The following is a 13,355-nucleotide window of genomic DNA, read 5'->3' as shown; positions in this document are numbered from 1 at the left end:
CAAACTATTGACATGCGGGGAGGTGGCCCGCAGGGCCTGCCGAGGTCCGGGGCGGGGAGTCCGCCGCGCGTCCGTACGGGGTCGGGTGGTCAGTCGGACCGCCCGTTCGCCGGTCGACTCGGAGCGCCGGCCACCGCGTGGCCGGCGCCGCGGCCGTCCGCCCGTGCCACGATCAGCCCGTCACGCACCCGGACCGCGACCTCCGTGAAGTCGTCGACCGAGTTCCGGTCGAGGGCCGAGGCGACCGTGCCACCGTCGTCGAACACGACGCGCAGCCGGGGCAGGTCCCCGGCCGGGAACACCCGTCGCAGACAGCCGACGAGATCGGCGACCCGGAGCCGGGCCAGCCGGCCGATCTCGGAGGGATCGCCCGTCACGATGACGAGCGTCACCGCGTCCCGCTGGAGCGTCGAGCGCAACGCCTCGTCGGCCGCGGACAGGCGTCTCACACCCAGCACCACGACCACGCCGTCCTCGCCGAGGTCGACCCGGCGGCCGCTGACCTCGTCGCGCAGTCCCCGGGGTGCCGCCCACCGGTCCTCCGCCGACCGGGCCGGCCCGACGAAGGGCAGGTGTGACGGCTCCGTGTCATGGAGGAGGGCGATGCCGGCCAGGTGCTCGGCGGCGCGGGCCACGTCGAACGGATCGCCCGCCCCGGGGGCGTTCTCCGCGAGACCGGCCGCGCCGTGCAGCAGGGTCAGTACCAGCCCTGCCTGTCGTACCGTCCGGGTGCGCACCGCGGAGCGCGGTTCGAGTGCGAGGGCGAGCAGCAGGGCTTCGAATCCGACGAGCTCGGCCAGCGCTGCCCGGGCCGCGTCGGTGTCGACCACGCCGGACAGCGAACGTAGCTGAAGATGCCCGCTCGCCGGTGTGTCGCCGGCGAGGGGCAGTCGTTCGAGCCAGACCCGGGCGAACGCGCCGAGTGCTCCCGCCACGGAGCCGGGCGACTCCACCGGCGATTCGGCGGAGTCCCTGGCCCGCTCGGCGGTGTCGGCGAGGACCGCGAGGTAGAGCGCGCGCTTGCCGGTGAAGTTGGAGTAGACCGCCCCCCTGGTCAGTTCGGCCCGCTCGGCGATCCGGTCGATCTTGGCCTCGCCGTAGCCGTACTCGGCGAACTCCCGCAAAGCCGCGACCAGCACCGCCGCACGGGTCCGTTCCTGCTGCTGCGCCCGGGTCAGTCTCACCATCGTGTCCCCTTCCGCTCCTGATGTGCCATGATACAGACGTCATCCAGATGATGACGTCATCGGAAAACTATGAGCATGGGAGATTCGCCGTGGGTGACACGGGGTTCGAGGTCGAAGGACTGACCAGGAGATTCGGCCGGACGGTCGCGGTCGACGGAGTGAGCCTCTCGGCTCCCCGAGGACACGTCCTGGGACTGCTGGGGCCCAACGGCGCCGGTAAGACGACCGTCGTCCGGGTGCTGGCGACCCTGCTGCGTCCCGACGCGGGCCAGGTGCGCGTGGCCGGGATCGACGTTCGGCGGGACCCGGCTCAGGTCCGTCGGCGCATCGCGCTGTCGGGGCAGCACACGAGCGTCGACGACGAGCTCTCCGGCCGGTCCAACCTGGTGATGATCGGCCGGCTCCTCGACCTCGGACGGCAGGACGCTCGTCGGCGGGCCGACGAGCTGCTGTCCCGCTTCGGCCTCGACGACGCGGCCGACCGGCCCGTCGCCACGTACTCCGGAGGGATGCGGCGCCGGATCGACCTCGCCGCCGGCCTGGTGGGGCGGCCCGAGGTCATATTCCTCGACGAGCCCTCGGTCGGGCTGGACCCCGGAAAACGCGACGAGTTGTGGCAGATGATCCGCGGGCTCACCCGGGACGGCGTCACGGTCCTGCTCACGACGCAGTACCTGGAGGAGGCCGACGCCCTCGCCGACGAGATCACCGTCATCGACCACGGACGGGTCATCGCGTCCGGCACACCCGCCGACCTCAAGCGCGAGGTCGGCGGGCACACGATCGTTCTCCGGCCGGCCGATGCCGACGACCTCGACTCCGCCGCCGCGATCGTCACCCGAGTCGCGGGGCGGGAGCCCGACCGGTCACGCCGCCACGAACTCGTCGTGCCGGTCTCCGGCGACACGGAGTTCTTCGAGATCACCGCCCAGCTCCGAGGGCACGGCATCGACGTCGGCGAGCTCGCTTTCCGCCTGCCCAGCCTCGACGAGGTCTTCCTCTCCCTGACCGGGGCTCCCACCACCGACACCAAGGACGCGGCATGACCACGACCCTTTCCGAGGCCGCTCGGCGCCCGCGCCTCTCCACCCTCCGGCACAGTGCGGTGCTCGCCCGGCGCAGTCTCGTCAAGACCACCCGGAACCCGGGCCCGATCCTGAACGGCGTCGTCACCCCCGCACTGTTCATGGTCCTTTTCCTCTACCTGTTCGGCCGCCCGGTCGCCGGTTCCACGGCCGAGTACCTCCAGTACCTGTTCCCCGGAATCCTCGTCATGGGCGCCGGGTTGGCAGGCATGATCTCCACCGGGGCGGCCATCAACCTCGACCTGAGGAACGGCGTCACCGACCGGTTCCGCAGTCTTCCGATCAGCCGTACGGCACCGCTGCTCGGCTCCGTGCTGGCCGACCTCGTCCGCTACCTGATCGCTGTGGCGATCCTGTTCGGCCTCGGCGCACTGCTCGGGTTCCGTATCCAGGGAGAGCTCCTCGCCGCGCTGGGGGCGGCCGGGCTCGCCATCCTCTTCGGGTTCTGCCTCAGTTGGCTCACCGTGTTCATCGGTGTCCTCGTCAAGAGCGCCGACGCCGTACTGTCGTTCAGTTTCATCGCCTTCCTGCCACTCCAACTGGGCAGCAGCCTGGCCGCCCCGACCGACACCCTGCCGGGATGGCTGCACGCCTGGGCGGACATCAACCCGGTCACCCACGTCATGGACGCCTGCCGCGCTCTGCTGAACGGGAGACCGGACACCGGCAGCATCGGCCTCACCCTGCTGTGGTCGGCCGTCCTGTTCGTCATTTTCTGCCCCCTCGCGGTCCGCGCCTACGGACGCCAGGAGTGACGACGCCGACCGACGTGTCAGCGTCCCTCGGCCGGCTGATCTCCGCCATCGTCTCGGGGAACCCGGAAGCGTCCGAGACCAGACACCTGGCCGCGGCGACCGCGCTCGCCGCCGAACTGACCCGCACCGCCGGACAACTCGTCGAGCACTTCGTCAGGAACGCGCGCCGGGAGGAACGGTCATGGAGCGCGATCGCGGCAGCCCTGGACGTGTCGAAACAGGCCGCACACAGAAGATTCGCGCGGCGAGTCGCCAACAACCCTCCTGCCGACCGACGTCACACCAAAGGGAGCACGACATGAACTGGCCCGAAACCCGCACGACGGACACCAATCTGCTGGTGCTGCACGCCCTGCGCTGCACCGGCGCCACCGGACCCGCCCGACTCCGCCTGGTCACGGGGCTCGACGAGTCCGATGTCGAGTCCGAGCTCATCGATCTCGGAGCCGAAGGTCTTCTCACGTACCAGCCCGGACCCATGTCCGCCTGGTGGCTCACGGACGCCGGGCGCGCCGCGGACACCGAGCGGATCGCCGCCGAACTCGACTCGGCCGATGCCCGCGGGGCCGTGGGGGCGGCATACGACCGGTTCCTCGTTCTCAACCCGGAGCTGCTCGATCTCTGCGCGGCCTGGCAACTCCGGAAGGTCGACGGCATCGTGGTCGCCAACGACCACAGCGAACCTTCCTACGACTCCCGGGTCCTCGACCGATTCGCCGATCTCGACCGGCGCGCCGCCCCTGTCTGCGCCGAACTGTCCGCGGCGCTGCCCCGGTTCGGCCGCTACCGCGAACGCCTCGCCGGTGCCCTCGACCGCGCCGCCTCCGGCGAGCTGGAGTACGTCACCGACAGCACCGCTTCGTACCACACCGTTTGGGCAGAGCTGCACGAAGACCTGCTCTCCACACTGGGGATGCGGCGATGAGGTGGATCCGCGCGATCTCCGCCCAGGTCGAGGAGACGGCGGAAACCCTGGGCGGCAAGGCGCTCGGCCTCGTCCTCCTGCACCGTCTGGGGTTGCGGGTGCCGGCCGGATTCGTCATCACCACCGAGGCGTGCCGCGCTCTCCTGCGAGCAGGACGTCTTCCCGACGGACTCGACGCCGAGCTGGCGACCGCCGTCGCCGACCTCGAACGCTCCACCGGGCGCACCTTCGGCGGACCTCGGAAACCGCTGGCCGTCTCCGTCCGCTCCGGAGCCGGTGTGTCGATGCCCGGCATGATGAGTACGATCCTCAACCTCGGCCTCACGACCGGAGCCACCGCGGGCCTGGCCGAGGAGACAGGGGACCGGTCCTTCGCACAGGACGCGCGGCTGCGCTTCCTGTCGAGCTTCGGCTCCGCGGTCACGGACACGGACACGGACGGTGCGGGATGCGATCAACCGATCCCGGACGACGCGCCCCGCCAGTTGGAGCGGGCGGTCCGGGCCGTGTTCTCGTCCTGGGACACACCACGCGCACAGACCTACCGCGCGGTGAACGACATCCCGCACGACCACGGCACCGCCGCCATCGTCCAGACGATGGTGTTCGGGAACCGCGACGATCACAGCGGCAGCGGAGTCGCGTTCAGCCGCGATCCCAACACCGGCGAGAACATCCCGTTCGGCGAAGTCCTGTTCGGGCACCAAGGAGAAGACGTCGTCTCCGGCCGATCCACGACCCTGCCGCTGCGCGAACTCGCCGAACGGGAACCGGCGGTGTGGACGGAACTGCTCGACGCCCTGAACCGGATCGAAGGGCACTACCGCGACGCCTGCTACGTCGAGTTCACGTTCCAGTCCGGCGAGCTCTGGATGCTGCAGGTCAGGCCCGGCCGGTTCGTCGGAGGCGCCGCGGTCCGCGTCGCCACCGAACTCGTCGACGAGCGGGTCATCGGGCGTCACGAAGCGCTGCTCAGGGTCTCGCCGCAGCATCTCCGGCACGCCCGCACCCCACGTATCGCGTCGTCCGAGGAGACCGACGTCTTCGCCCGGGGGATCGGTGCCTGTCCCGGTGTGGCGGTCGGCCGGGTGGCGACCACCGCGGACGGAGCGGTGCGCATGGCCCGGGACTCCCCGGTCGTCCTGATACGCCCGGAGACCTCCCCGAACGACATGCACGGCCTGGCCGCCGCCACCGGGATCGTCACCGCCCGTGGCGGGCCGGCCAGCCATGCCGCGGTCGTCGCGCGGGCCATGGGAAAGGCCGCGGTCGTGGGCGTCGCCGGCCTCACCGTCGACGTCGACAACGGCTCGGTGACGGCCGGCGGGCGCACCATCGGCGACGGCACCCCCGTCACCATCGACGGGACCAGCGGTGAGGTCGCCCTCGGCGCTCCCCACGTCGTCACGAACGCGGCCGGTGACCACCTCCACCGGCTGCTCGCATGGGCCGACGACATCGCGGGGGACCACTCCGAACGCGCCGACTCCCAACGCCTCGACGCGGCCCGTACCGCGCTGGGCCACTCCGGGCGGCTCGGCTGACGCCGAACCGCTTCATGACGACGAGCAGATCCTGGAAGGGAGAACGACGATGGCGACCCGGCACACGTACCTGATACGACACGGAGCGGCGGACCCGTTCGGTGAACTGACCGACGTCGGGCAGCGGCAGTCGGAACTGGTCGGGCAGCGCCTGGCCGGCCTTCCGATCGACGTGGTGTGGCACTCGCCCCTTCCCAGGGCGGTGCGATCCGCTCGGATCGTCGGCGGATACCTTCCCGACGCCCCGGTACGGGAAGCGGCCGAACTGGTCGATCACGTACCGCACATCCCGGATGAAGCGCCGTCGGCGTGGGCGGCGTTCTTCGACGGGTACGGCGCGGAGGAAGCCGCGGAGGCGGAACGCCTCGCCGATGCCCTGACCGACAGGTTCGCGCGCCCCGCCGAGATCGAGACCCATGAGGTCCTGGTCACCCACGCCTATCCGGTGGCCTGGCTGGTCCGGCACGCCCTCGACGCGCCACCGGTGCGATGGCTCGGTCTGAACTGCGGGAACACGGCACTGACGGTGATCGAGTATCGCGACGGCACGGAGCCGACGGTGCTGCTGTACAACGACATGGGGCACCTGCCGACCGCTCTGCGCTGGTCGGGGTTCGGGGCCGGTGTGCGGCCATGAGGCGGTGCGGCGGGGTGCCTCCGCCAGGTCACAGACGCGCACCGGTGCGCATCCTCACGTACCGGAGACCTGGCTGTGGCGATCCTGGGACATTTCCCGCGCGGGAGGGCGGGCAGGGATGGCGTCGACCATGGTTCTGACGGACAACATCTGACGGACAACAACGGACACCGTCCGCAGGGCCGACGAGCAAGGCAAGGAGCGTTCAGGATGCGTACCGACCGAAGGATCGCCGTCACCCTCGCCGCCACGGTGCTGGCGGGCGCCGCCGGTGCGGGAGCCGCGCAGGCATCACCGACCGCGGGCAGCGGTGCCGCCCCCTCGTCCTGCCGTCCGGCCAACCACACCGCGAAGATCACCGAGGCGGCCGCCAGCTCGGGGCACCGTCACTACCGTGTCACCCTGACCGCGCCGCGTGGGTACGAGCCGTGCACGCTGGCCGGTTCGCCCACCGACGTACGGTTCTCGAACGACGGCTCGGACAGCGGAGTCACCGCCGGCCGCTACGGCGGCCAGGAAACCGCGGTGACCTTCGGCCCGGGCCACCCGGTGCACTTCGACATCCAGGTTCCGAGCGCCGGCCTCGGCACTCCCGCCAACGAGGCGTCGTTCACCCTCCGGGCCCCGGGCGGGCAGATCCCCGGCACATCGTTCGCCGAGGGAGCGCTCACGGTGGCCGACGGCACCGTCATCGGCCCCGTCCAGCACGGCGCCTGACCTCCTTCCGCCCTGTTTTCCTCGCCTACGCCACCGGCCGCGGACGCACCCTGATCGACCGGCGGCTTACCTGCCCACCTCCTGGACGGATGACCGGGAGCGCTGCCTGTGGGCGGGCATCGACGACACGGTCGGCTTCGAGACGAAGGTGGCGATGGCCGAGGAGGCGGTCCGCCGGGCATCGCCGGCCGGGTCCCGTTCGGATGGGTCACGGCGGACGCCGCCTACGGCTACAGCAGGGGCCGGCGGTTCGAGTTGGAGCAGGCGGATGTCTTCCCGGGAACGATCAGCTGTGACTCTCGGCGGCCTCGGCGGGCTGGGCGTTGGCGCGGGCGTCGTATTGCGCGCGGGCGTCGTCGATGTGCGCCAGGTGCTCGATGGTCCACTTCCGGAGGGGCGCGGTGGCTTCGTAGAGCATTCTGCCCATCGGGGTGAGCTCGTAGGTGACGTGCGGCGGCATGACGTTGTGGACGGTGCGGATCAGGATGCCGTCCCGTTCCAGGCTCCGCAGGGTCACGGTGAGCATGCGCTGGCTGATTCCCTCGACAGTTCGCTTCAGTTCGGTGAAACGGCGCGGCCCCGGATCGAGGCGGCACACGACCAGGAGCGACCACTTGTCCCCGACCATGCCGAGGACGACGCGGGCCCGGCCCGCGTCCTGCTGCGACTGGCTATCGGTCGGGGCCATCGTTACCTCCGGAGAACCGGGACACCAAAAAGTGCCTTATTGATCGGGATGCGGCTGGCACACCATGCTGGTCGCGGTTCTTAAAGAGTACCGAGGCGCGAAAAGTAACCGTGCCGTTCTATCTCGTTGCCCCATCCCAGGAGCCCCCCCCCATGCGTGCTACGCACATCACCACCTTCAAGGGTCCCGACGCCATAGAGCTCGTCGAAGTCGATGACCCGACGGTCGATGCCGAGTCGGTCGTCATCGACGTGCACGTTGCCGGCGTGACCTTTCCGGAGGTTTCGCAGAGCCGCGGTGAGTACCACCTGCGGCGCACCCTTCCCTTCATCCCGGGCACCGAGGTCGCCGGAGTCGTCAGGTCCGCCCCCTCGGACAGCGGCCTGACGGCCGGGCAGCGGGTCGCGGCCTTCCCCGGGGTCGGCGGGTACGCCGAGACGGTGACTGCCCCGCCGGCAGCGGTCTTCCCGCTCCCCGACAATGTGTCCTTCAGCGCGGGCGCGGCCCTGCCCATGAACTATCTGACCATGCACTTCGCCCTGGTGCGCCGGGCGCAGATGAAGCCGGGTGAGACGGTTTTGGTGCACGGAGCGGCCGGCGGCGTCGGCACCGCCGCGGTGCAGTTGGCCGCGGCACTGGATGCCAGGGTGATCGCGGTCGTGTCCGCGCCGGGAAAAATCGATACGGCGAAGGCGGCCGGCGCCGATGAGGTCGTCTTGGCCGACTCCTTCGAGGACGCGGTGCTGGAACTGACCGGAAATCGCGGCGTTGACATCGTCGTGGACCCGGTCGGAGCCGACCGGGTCTCCGGCTCGCTGCGCATCCTCGCGCGCGAGGGCCGCCTTCTGGTCGTCGGCTCAACGGGCGGCGACGTTGCCCAGATCAAGGTCGACAGCCTTATGCGTAACAACCTCAACGTCTCAGGAGTCGGCTGGGGCGCGTTCTGGGCGGAGCAGCCTTCCTATCTGCAGGAGCAGTGGGCCGCGCTACTGCCTCTCCTGCGGGCCGGCAAGCTTCAGCCCGTGATTGGGCGGCGCTTCCCGCTTGAGCAGGCATCGCAAGCTCTGCTCGAACTCGACGAGCGCCGCGCGCAGGGGAAGGTGCTGCTGGACATCCAGTGAGAGACCGCCATCGTGTTCTTCGCTGGTCAGCGGGGCTGATGTGATGTTCGGCGAGCAGGGCCCGCAGGAGGGGGTGCGATCAAGCCTCCCAGCGCCAGGACGAAACCGACGGTTCAGCCTTTCGCCGAAGCGGCATCCTCAGACTCTGGTCGCGCCGACCTGGTCGCGGATGGCGGTGTCAAGGTCGGTGGCGGTCAGGCCGAAGGTGTCAGCCGTCTCCGTCGCGTCCATGTGGAACGGCGCGTACCACTGGTAGTCCATCTCGGCCACCTCCCGGGCGATCGGCACGATCACCCCTGCTGTACGCATCACGAAGCGCGGTATCTGGATCAACTTGACCGGTGGCAGGCCCGCGGCGTCGGCGCAGCGCCGCGCCAACTCGCGGATGGTGACGGCGGGCGGGGACGGAACGTGCCAGGCTCGGCCCCAGGCGCGTTCGTCCTGAGCGAGTGTGACCAGGGCCTGTGCCATGTCGCCGTTGACGGTGAAGGTGTGCGGCATGTCCAGGTGGCCGGCGATCCAGGCGGCGCGGCCCCTCTTCAGAGCCGACTCGATGAACATGGAGTAGATGCCTGCCGCGTCCTGGCCGATGTAGTCGGCGCCGCGGACCTCGACCGTACGGATACCGGCGGCGAGGGCCTGTTCCCACATCCGTTTGCGCAGGCGGCCCTTGCGCCCGGTGGCGGCCATGGGTGTGTGCTCGTTCATCCGGCCGTCGGGCTGCCGGCCGTAGGCGTAGAGGCTGCCGGTGAGCGCCAGGACGGCGTCGTGTGCCTTCGCGGCGGTGATCGCCGCCGTCTGCAGCGGCGGCAACTGGCGTTCCCACATGGTGTACGAGGGCGGGTTGGCACAGTGGTAGATCACCTTTGTGTCGCGGGACAGCTCGGTGAGGCGGGACGGGTCGGAGGCGTCCGCGGCGACCCGCTCGATCATCGGATGCACAGGGCCTGAGCCACTGCGCGTGACGATCCGAACGCGCTCGCCGCGCTCGGCGAGCAGGCGGGCGACGTTCGAGCCGATCGAGCCGGCGCCGATGACAACATGATCGGTCATGACAGGCACTTCTCCTGGATTGGATTCCTGGCGAACGTCCTGGGTGCACTGCCGCACCCGGGGCGGGGCGGCTCGGTCAGTCGTTCACGCCGGAGCCGGAGTAGGCGGGCACGTCGGCAAGCAATCCCGCGACCTCAGGGTTGAACTCGTTGCGGCGCCGGTGCAGTTCCTGGATCTTCGCGTTCAGTTCTGGATCTTCGTCGTCACTGACGTCGAAGATTTCGAGTCGCTCTACCAGGTTCAGACCGAGGTGGTCGGTCCGGTAGGTGGTCGGGTGAGTGAGAAACGCGAAGAGTCCGTCGAGGTCCTCGACGACGAACATCGCGCTGTATTCGTAGTCGCCGCCGTGGTCGCGGCCGACGACGAAGGACTTGACCGCAGGGTTCGAGCGGCCCTGCTCGCGCCAGCCCTCCAGCGCCGCCTCGATCTGCTCGGGTGTCGCGGTGGCCTTCATCGTGGCCCGGTTGATGTGGTGAATCACGCCGCGCGCTTCCTAACGTTGTTAGCTAACTTAACGTCGTTAAGATAGCTATGCTGTGACGGCGTCGTCAAGGGGCGTGGGAGTAGTGTTCGAGGGGACCGACGGAGCGAAGAGACGGGCCATGTCCACCAGCACAAGACGGGCCCGTGAACGGGCGAGCACCCGTGAACGGATCATCGAGGCCGCGCTGCATGTCCTTGAGACCGACGGCGCTGCTGCACTCACGATCCGGCGCATCGCGACCGACATCGAATACTCCGCGCCTGTCGTCTATCAGCACTTCGCCAACAAGGACGCGCTCGTACTGGAGCTCGTCGACTACGGCCATCGCCTGATACTGGCCGAGTTCGAGCAGGCCGCCGAGGAGCCCGGTATCGATCGGCGCATGATGCGGATCGCGTCCGAGTACGTTCGGTTCGCCGGCGAGCATCCACACCTCTACGGAGTCATGAACGGCACCACGGTCGACGCGGACGAACGCCGCCGCGTCGCGGAACCGGCCATCGGCGTCCTCAAGGAACTGCTCACCACCTGGTCCGACACCCACGACGTGGTCCTCGCCGATCCCGACGAGGCGTGCGAGATCATCTGGGGCACCCTGTACGGCATCGCGTCGCTCGGCCACCTCGGCACCATCGGCAGCCGGCGCGCCCGGCGGCTCGCCGAGCAGGCGCTCCACGCGATCCTTCTCGGCTGGCGGGCCGAGGCGCCGGGGAACGGGTAGTACGGCGCCGGCTCAGTATCGCGGCCTGCGGCTGGACGCGTCAGCACGCCCTGCGCTGAGCCATCCCGGTCACACTCCCGGTGAGATCAGCACGGGGCGGCGGGGGCGAGGGGGACGGTGTTCGTCAGGGTGTCTTCGGGTGCGGGGCGTCTGCCGGCCTGCTGTGTGCTGTGTCGGTGGGTTCGGTCTGTGAGAGTGCGGCGAGGAGTTGCAGCTTCTCGTCGCTGTCGCTGTCCTTGTCGGGGTAGTAGACAACGAGGATGACGTCGTCGATGGGGAGTTTGTCGCGGTGGAGCCGCAGTTCACCGACGATCGGATGGTGGACGGTGGTGGTACCTCCGTCGAGGTTGCGGACGTCGTGTCGGGCCCACAGGGTACGGAACCGCTGACTGGACAGTGCGAGCTCTCCGACGAGTTCGACAAACCGGGGGTTGTCGGTGTCGTCCCCGATGGTGGTGCGAAGAGCGGCGACGAAGCTGGCGGCGGCTTTGGCCCAGTCCTGGTGAAAGGCTTCTTCCTCGGAGTCGAGGAAGAGGGAACGAAGCCGGTTCCGGCCGGGCCGCAGGCGCGGGGAGAGCGCGACAGCCATGGGGTTGGAGGCCAGGACATCAAACGCACGCCCTTCGACGAACGCGGGAATCTGAAGGTGGGCGAGGAGTTGGTGCACCCGTGCCGGTACGTGCTCGGGTCGCTTGCGGCGCGGAGCCCTGGGGCGTGCTGCCGTGAGGCCGAGCAGATACGTCCGCTCGACGTCGTCGAGGCGCAGGACACGCGCGAGTGATTCGAGGACCTGAGGTGAGGGGTTCTTGTCGCGGCCGCGTTCCAGTCGCAGGTAGTAGTCGGGGCTGATTCCGGCGAGCAGGGCGACTTCCTCACGGCGCAGGCCGGGCACTCGGCGGTTGCCGCCGGGCGGGATTCCTGCCTGTGCCGGTGAGATCAGCTCTCGCCGGGCGCGCAGGTAGCTGCCGAGCCGGTTGCCGGATTCCTCATCCTTCATACCGACACCGTAATGCGCTGTGCGTGACTCGGAAGGGGCCCTGGGAGGACCAGGGAAGACGGGGGCACTGTCACAACCCGGCGGATGCCGCCAAGACTGCGGTAGCACTGTTCACGAAGGACAGAGAACATCACTGAATGCGCCGCGGGCCTGAACGCCGTCGGCGTCCCGGACTGAAGGGAAGATCTCGTGGATCTCTCCAATCGCACCGTTCTCATCGTCGGCGGGACCTCGGGTATCGGGCGAGAGCTGGCCCGCCGGTTCGCCGCAGCGGGCAGCGCCGTGGCCGTGGGCGGCCGCAGCCCGGAGGCACTCGTGGAACTCGCCGGAGAGGGCTTCGGCACGATCAGCGTCGATGTCACCGACAGTGCCTCCGTCGCGTCTGCCCGTGACGCGGTGCTCGCCCGCTACCCCGAGCTGGACACCGTGGTGACGATGTCGGGCGTCATGCTCCTGGAGGACCTGCGCGACCCCGCGCACTTCGAGGCGGCAGAGACGACGATCGACACCAACCTGGTGGGCACCATCCGGGTGATCGACGCCTTCACCCCGCACCTGGTCCGGCGGGGCGCCGGCACCTTCATCACCGTCACCTCCGGCATCGCCTTCCTGCCTTTCCCGCCCATGCCCACCTATGCCGCCTCGAAGGCCGCGGTGCACGCCTACTCCGAGGCACTGCGCGCGCAACTCGACGGCACCGGCGTCAGCGTCGTCGAACTCGTCCCGCCGGCCGTCGCCACAGCAGGCCAGGAAAAGGTGAACCCGCACGCGCTGCCGCTCGGCGACTTCGCCACCGAGGCCATGCAACTGCTCTCAGCGGACCCCACCCCCCGCGAAATCCTGGTGAAGGGGGTCCTCGGGCACCGCTGGGCCGAGCGCGACGGCACCTACGACGACCTCGTCGCACAGCGTTCTCAGGCCCTGGCCATGCTCCCCGGCCGCGAAGGCTGACCCGCTTTCCCCATCACAGGAGCCGCATGGATCATTGTCCCTGTCCCTGTCCCTGCTGGCGGGTGGAGAACGTCACCACAGGTGATGGATCAAGCTACCGCGGATATCGGGCTGTTATCTGCGGGAAGACCTCGCGGACCGCTCACGGTCGGCACCGCAGCGGGCGCCCACCAGCTTGTAGGGCCCGCGCCGTCGGCGTCCGCGCCGGGAGTGGATCGGAGATTCCGACGGACAAGGGCAGGCCGGTCCGCTCGGTGATCAGGTGGATCTTCGAGCCGTACTTGCCCCGATCGACAGGATTCGGACCGAGCCGTCGCCCCCGACGGACCGAACGACGCGGACGGCAATGGCTGCCACGTGCAGCCCGACGTGGCCACGAACACGATCGCGGCCGGCAATGGCTGCCACGTGCAGCCCGACGTGGCCACGAACACGATCGCGGCCGGCAATGGCTGCCACGTGCAGCCCGACGTGGCCACGAACACGATCG

Annotated in this window: 15 protein-coding genes and 1 pseudogene; 11 read left to right on the top strand and 5 right to left on the bottom strand. The window is 69.6% G+C overall.

What is annotated here, in order from left to right; genetic code table 11:
- Positions 1-89 precede the first annotated feature (89 nt).
- Positions 90-1,187, bottom strand: a complete 1,098-nt coding sequence (locus tag ACIO3P_RS31655) for a helix-turn-helix domain-containing protein (RefSeq protein WP_329826568.1) — start codon at positions 1,185-1,187, stop codon at positions 90-92.
- Between the two features lie 50 nt (positions 1,188-1,237).
- Here ACIO3P_RS31655 and ACIO3P_RS31650 point away from each other — a divergent pair, with 50 nt between their 5' ends.
- From ACIO3P_RS31650 to ACIO3P_RS31615, 8 genes and pseudogenes are all read left to right on the top strand, one after another.
- Positions 1,238-2,233, top strand: a complete 996-nt coding sequence (locus tag ACIO3P_RS31650) for an ATP-binding cassette domain-containing protein (protein ID WP_401849977.1) — start codon at positions 1,238-1,240, stop codon at positions 2,231-2,233.
- Positions 2,230-3,027 (top strand): ABC transporter permease, encoded by a 798-nt coding sequence (locus ACIO3P_RS31645; RefSeq protein WP_329826571.1) that lies wholly within the window; start codon positions 2,230-2,232, stop codon positions 3,025-3,027. Before ACIO3P_RS31650 ends, ACIO3P_RS31645 begins: the two co-directional genes overlap by 4 nt.
- The gene (locus ACIO3P_RS31640; RefSeq protein ID WP_329826572.1) at positions 3,024-3,329 is read left to right on the top strand and encodes a hypothetical protein; all 306 of its coding nucleotides are present in this window, start codon (positions 3,024-3,026) and stop codon (positions 3,327-3,329) included. The genes ACIO3P_RS31645 and ACIO3P_RS31640 overlap by 4 nt, the downstream gene beginning before the upstream one ends.
- A complete protein-coding gene (locus tag ACIO3P_RS31635) occupies positions 3,326-3,952 on the top strand; it encodes a transcriptional regulator (RefSeq protein WP_329826573.1) in 627 nt (208 codons plus the stop codon). Before ACIO3P_RS31640 ends, ACIO3P_RS31635 begins: the two co-directional genes overlap by 4 nt.
- Positions 3,949-5,496: a pyruvate, phosphate dikinase gene (locus tag ACIO3P_RS31630; RefSeq protein ID WP_329826574.1), complete on the top strand. Its 1,548-nt coding sequence runs from the start codon at positions 3,949-3,951 to the stop codon at positions 5,494-5,496. The genes ACIO3P_RS31635 and ACIO3P_RS31630 overlap by 4 nt, the downstream gene beginning before the upstream one ends.
- 49 nt (positions 5,497-5,545) lie before the next feature.
- Positions 5,546-6,133 carry a histidine phosphatase family protein gene (locus ACIO3P_RS31625; protein WP_329826575.1) on the top strand — a complete coding sequence of 196 codons (588 nt, stop codon included), beginning with the start codon at positions 5,546-5,548 and terminating at the stop codon, positions 6,131-6,133.
- 210 nt (positions 6,134-6,343) lie between these two features.
- Positions 6,344-6,850 carry a DUF4232 domain-containing protein gene (locus tag ACIO3P_RS31620; RefSeq protein ID WP_329826576.1) on the top strand — a complete coding sequence of 169 codons (507 nt, stop codon included), beginning with the start codon at positions 6,344-6,346 and terminating at the stop codon, positions 6,848-6,850.
- A pseudogene (locus tag ACIO3P_RS31615) lies at positions 6,769-7,177 on the top strand (transposase); the annotation flags it as partial. The gene ACIO3P_RS31620 and the pseudogene ACIO3P_RS31615, both read left to right, overlap by 82 nt.
- On the opposite strand, the gene ACIO3P_RS31610 reads toward ACIO3P_RS31615, so the two are convergent.
- The gene (locus ACIO3P_RS31610) at positions 7,137-7,538 is read right to left on the bottom strand and encodes a helix-turn-helix domain-containing protein (RefSeq protein WP_329826577.1); all 402 of its coding nucleotides are present in this window, start codon (positions 7,536-7,538) and stop codon (positions 7,137-7,139) included. The pseudogene ACIO3P_RS31615 and the gene ACIO3P_RS31610 sit on opposite strands and share 41 nt — an antisense overlap.
- A 152-nt stretch (positions 7,539-7,690) precedes the next feature.
- On the opposite strand from ACIO3P_RS31610, the gene ACIO3P_RS31605 reads away from it, so the two are divergent.
- Positions 7,691-8,659, top strand: coding sequence for an NADPH:quinone oxidoreductase family protein (locus tag ACIO3P_RS31605; RefSeq protein ID WP_401849976.1), 969 nt, complete (start codon positions 7,691-7,693; stop codon positions 8,657-8,659).
- A 138-nt stretch (positions 8,660-8,797) separates the two neighbouring features.
- Here the strand turns inward: ACIO3P_RS31605 and ACIO3P_RS31600 are convergent, their stop codons facing one another.
- Both ACIO3P_RS31600 and ACIO3P_RS31595 read right to left on the bottom strand, forming a co-directional pair.
- Positions 8,798-9,712, bottom strand: a complete 915-nt coding sequence (locus tag ACIO3P_RS31600) for an NAD-dependent epimerase/dehydratase family protein (RefSeq protein WP_401786885.1) — start codon at positions 9,710-9,712, stop codon at positions 8,798-8,800.
- A 76-nt stretch (positions 9,713-9,788) separates the two neighbouring features.
- Complete coding sequence (locus ACIO3P_RS31595) at positions 9,789-10,193, bottom strand: Dabb family protein (RefSeq protein ID WP_329826580.1); 405 nt, start codon at positions 10,191-10,193, stop codon at positions 9,789-9,791.
- A 121-nt stretch (positions 10,194-10,314) separates the two neighbouring features.
- On the opposite strand from ACIO3P_RS31595, the gene ACIO3P_RS31590 reads away from it, so the two are divergent.
- Positions 10,315-10,917: a TetR/AcrR family transcriptional regulator gene (locus ACIO3P_RS31590; protein ID WP_329826581.1), complete on the top strand. Its 603-nt coding sequence runs from the start codon at positions 10,315-10,317 to the stop codon at positions 10,915-10,917.
- 124 nt (positions 10,918-11,041) lie between these two features.
- Here ACIO3P_RS31590 and ACIO3P_RS31585 read toward each other — a convergent pair whose 3' ends face one another.
- Positions 11,042-11,914: a helix-turn-helix transcriptional regulator gene (locus tag ACIO3P_RS31585; RefSeq protein WP_401849974.1), complete on the bottom strand. Its 873-nt coding sequence runs from the start codon at positions 11,912-11,914 to the stop codon at positions 11,042-11,044.
- A gap of 189 nt (positions 11,915-12,103) precedes the next feature.
- On the opposite strand from ACIO3P_RS31585, the gene ACIO3P_RS31580 reads away from it, so the two are divergent.
- Positions 12,104-12,865, top strand: coding sequence for an SDR family oxidoreductase (locus ACIO3P_RS31580; RefSeq protein WP_401849972.1), 762 nt, complete (start codon positions 12,104-12,106; stop codon positions 12,863-12,865).
- Positions 12,866-13,355 lie beyond the last annotated feature (490 nt).

Source organism: Streptomyces sp. NPDC087310, from assembly GCF_044744405.1.
Classification (GTDB): Bacteria; Actinomycetota; Actinomycetes; order Streptomycetales; family Streptomycetaceae; genus Streptomyces.
Note: the sequence above shows the minus strand (reverse complement) of the source record. Positions and strands in the feature narration are given on the sequence as shown.

What these genes read in the sequence shown, in the direction of transcription:
- ACIO3P_RS31655 (WP_329826568.1), bottom strand. Translation starts at nt 1,187, where the DNA reads ATGGTGAGACTGACCCGGGCGCAGCAGCAGGAACGGACCCGTGCGGCG.
- ACIO3P_RS31650 (WP_401849977.1), top strand. Translation starts at nt 1,238, where the DNA reads ATGACGTCATCGGAAAACTATGAGCATGGGAGATTCGCCGTGGGTGAC.
- ACIO3P_RS31645 (WP_329826571.1), top strand. Translation starts at nt 2,230, where the DNA reads ATGACCACGACCCTTTCCGAGGCCGCTCGGCGCCCGCGCCTCTCCACC.
- ACIO3P_RS31635 (WP_329826573.1), top strand. Translation starts at nt 3,326, where the DNA reads ATGAACTGGCCCGAAACCCGCACGACGGACACCAATCTGCTGGTGCTG.
- ACIO3P_RS31630 (WP_329826574.1), top strand. Translation starts at nt 3,949, where the DNA reads ATGAGGTGGATCCGCGCGATCTCCGCCCAGGTCGAGGAGACGGCGGAA.
- ACIO3P_RS31625 (WP_329826575.1), top strand. Translation starts at nt 5,546, where the DNA reads ATGGCGACCCGGCACACGTACCTGATACGACACGGAGCGGCGGACCCG.
- ACIO3P_RS31620 (WP_329826576.1), top strand. Translation starts at nt 6,344, where the DNA reads ATGCGTACCGACCGAAGGATCGCCGTCACCCTCGCCGCCACGGTGCTG.
- ACIO3P_RS31610 (WP_329826577.1), bottom strand. Translation starts at nt 7,538, where the DNA reads ATGGCCCCGACCGATAGCCAGTCGCAGCAGGACGCGGGCCGGGCCCGC.
- ACIO3P_RS31605 (WP_401849976.1), top strand. Translation starts at nt 7,691, where the DNA reads ATGCGTGCTACGCACATCACCACCTTCAAGGGTCCCGACGCCATAGAG.
- ACIO3P_RS31600 (WP_401786885.1), bottom strand. Translation starts at nt 9,712, where the DNA reads ATGACCGATCATGTTGTCATCGGCGCCGGCTCGATCGGCTCGAACGTC.
- ACIO3P_RS31590 (WP_329826581.1), top strand. Translation starts at nt 10,315, where the DNA reads ATGTCCACCAGCACAAGACGGGCCCGTGAACGGGCGAGCACCCGTGAA.
- ACIO3P_RS31585 (WP_401849974.1), bottom strand. Translation starts at nt 11,914, where the DNA reads ATGAAGGATGAGGAATCCGGCAACCGGCTCGGCAGCTACCTGCGCGCC.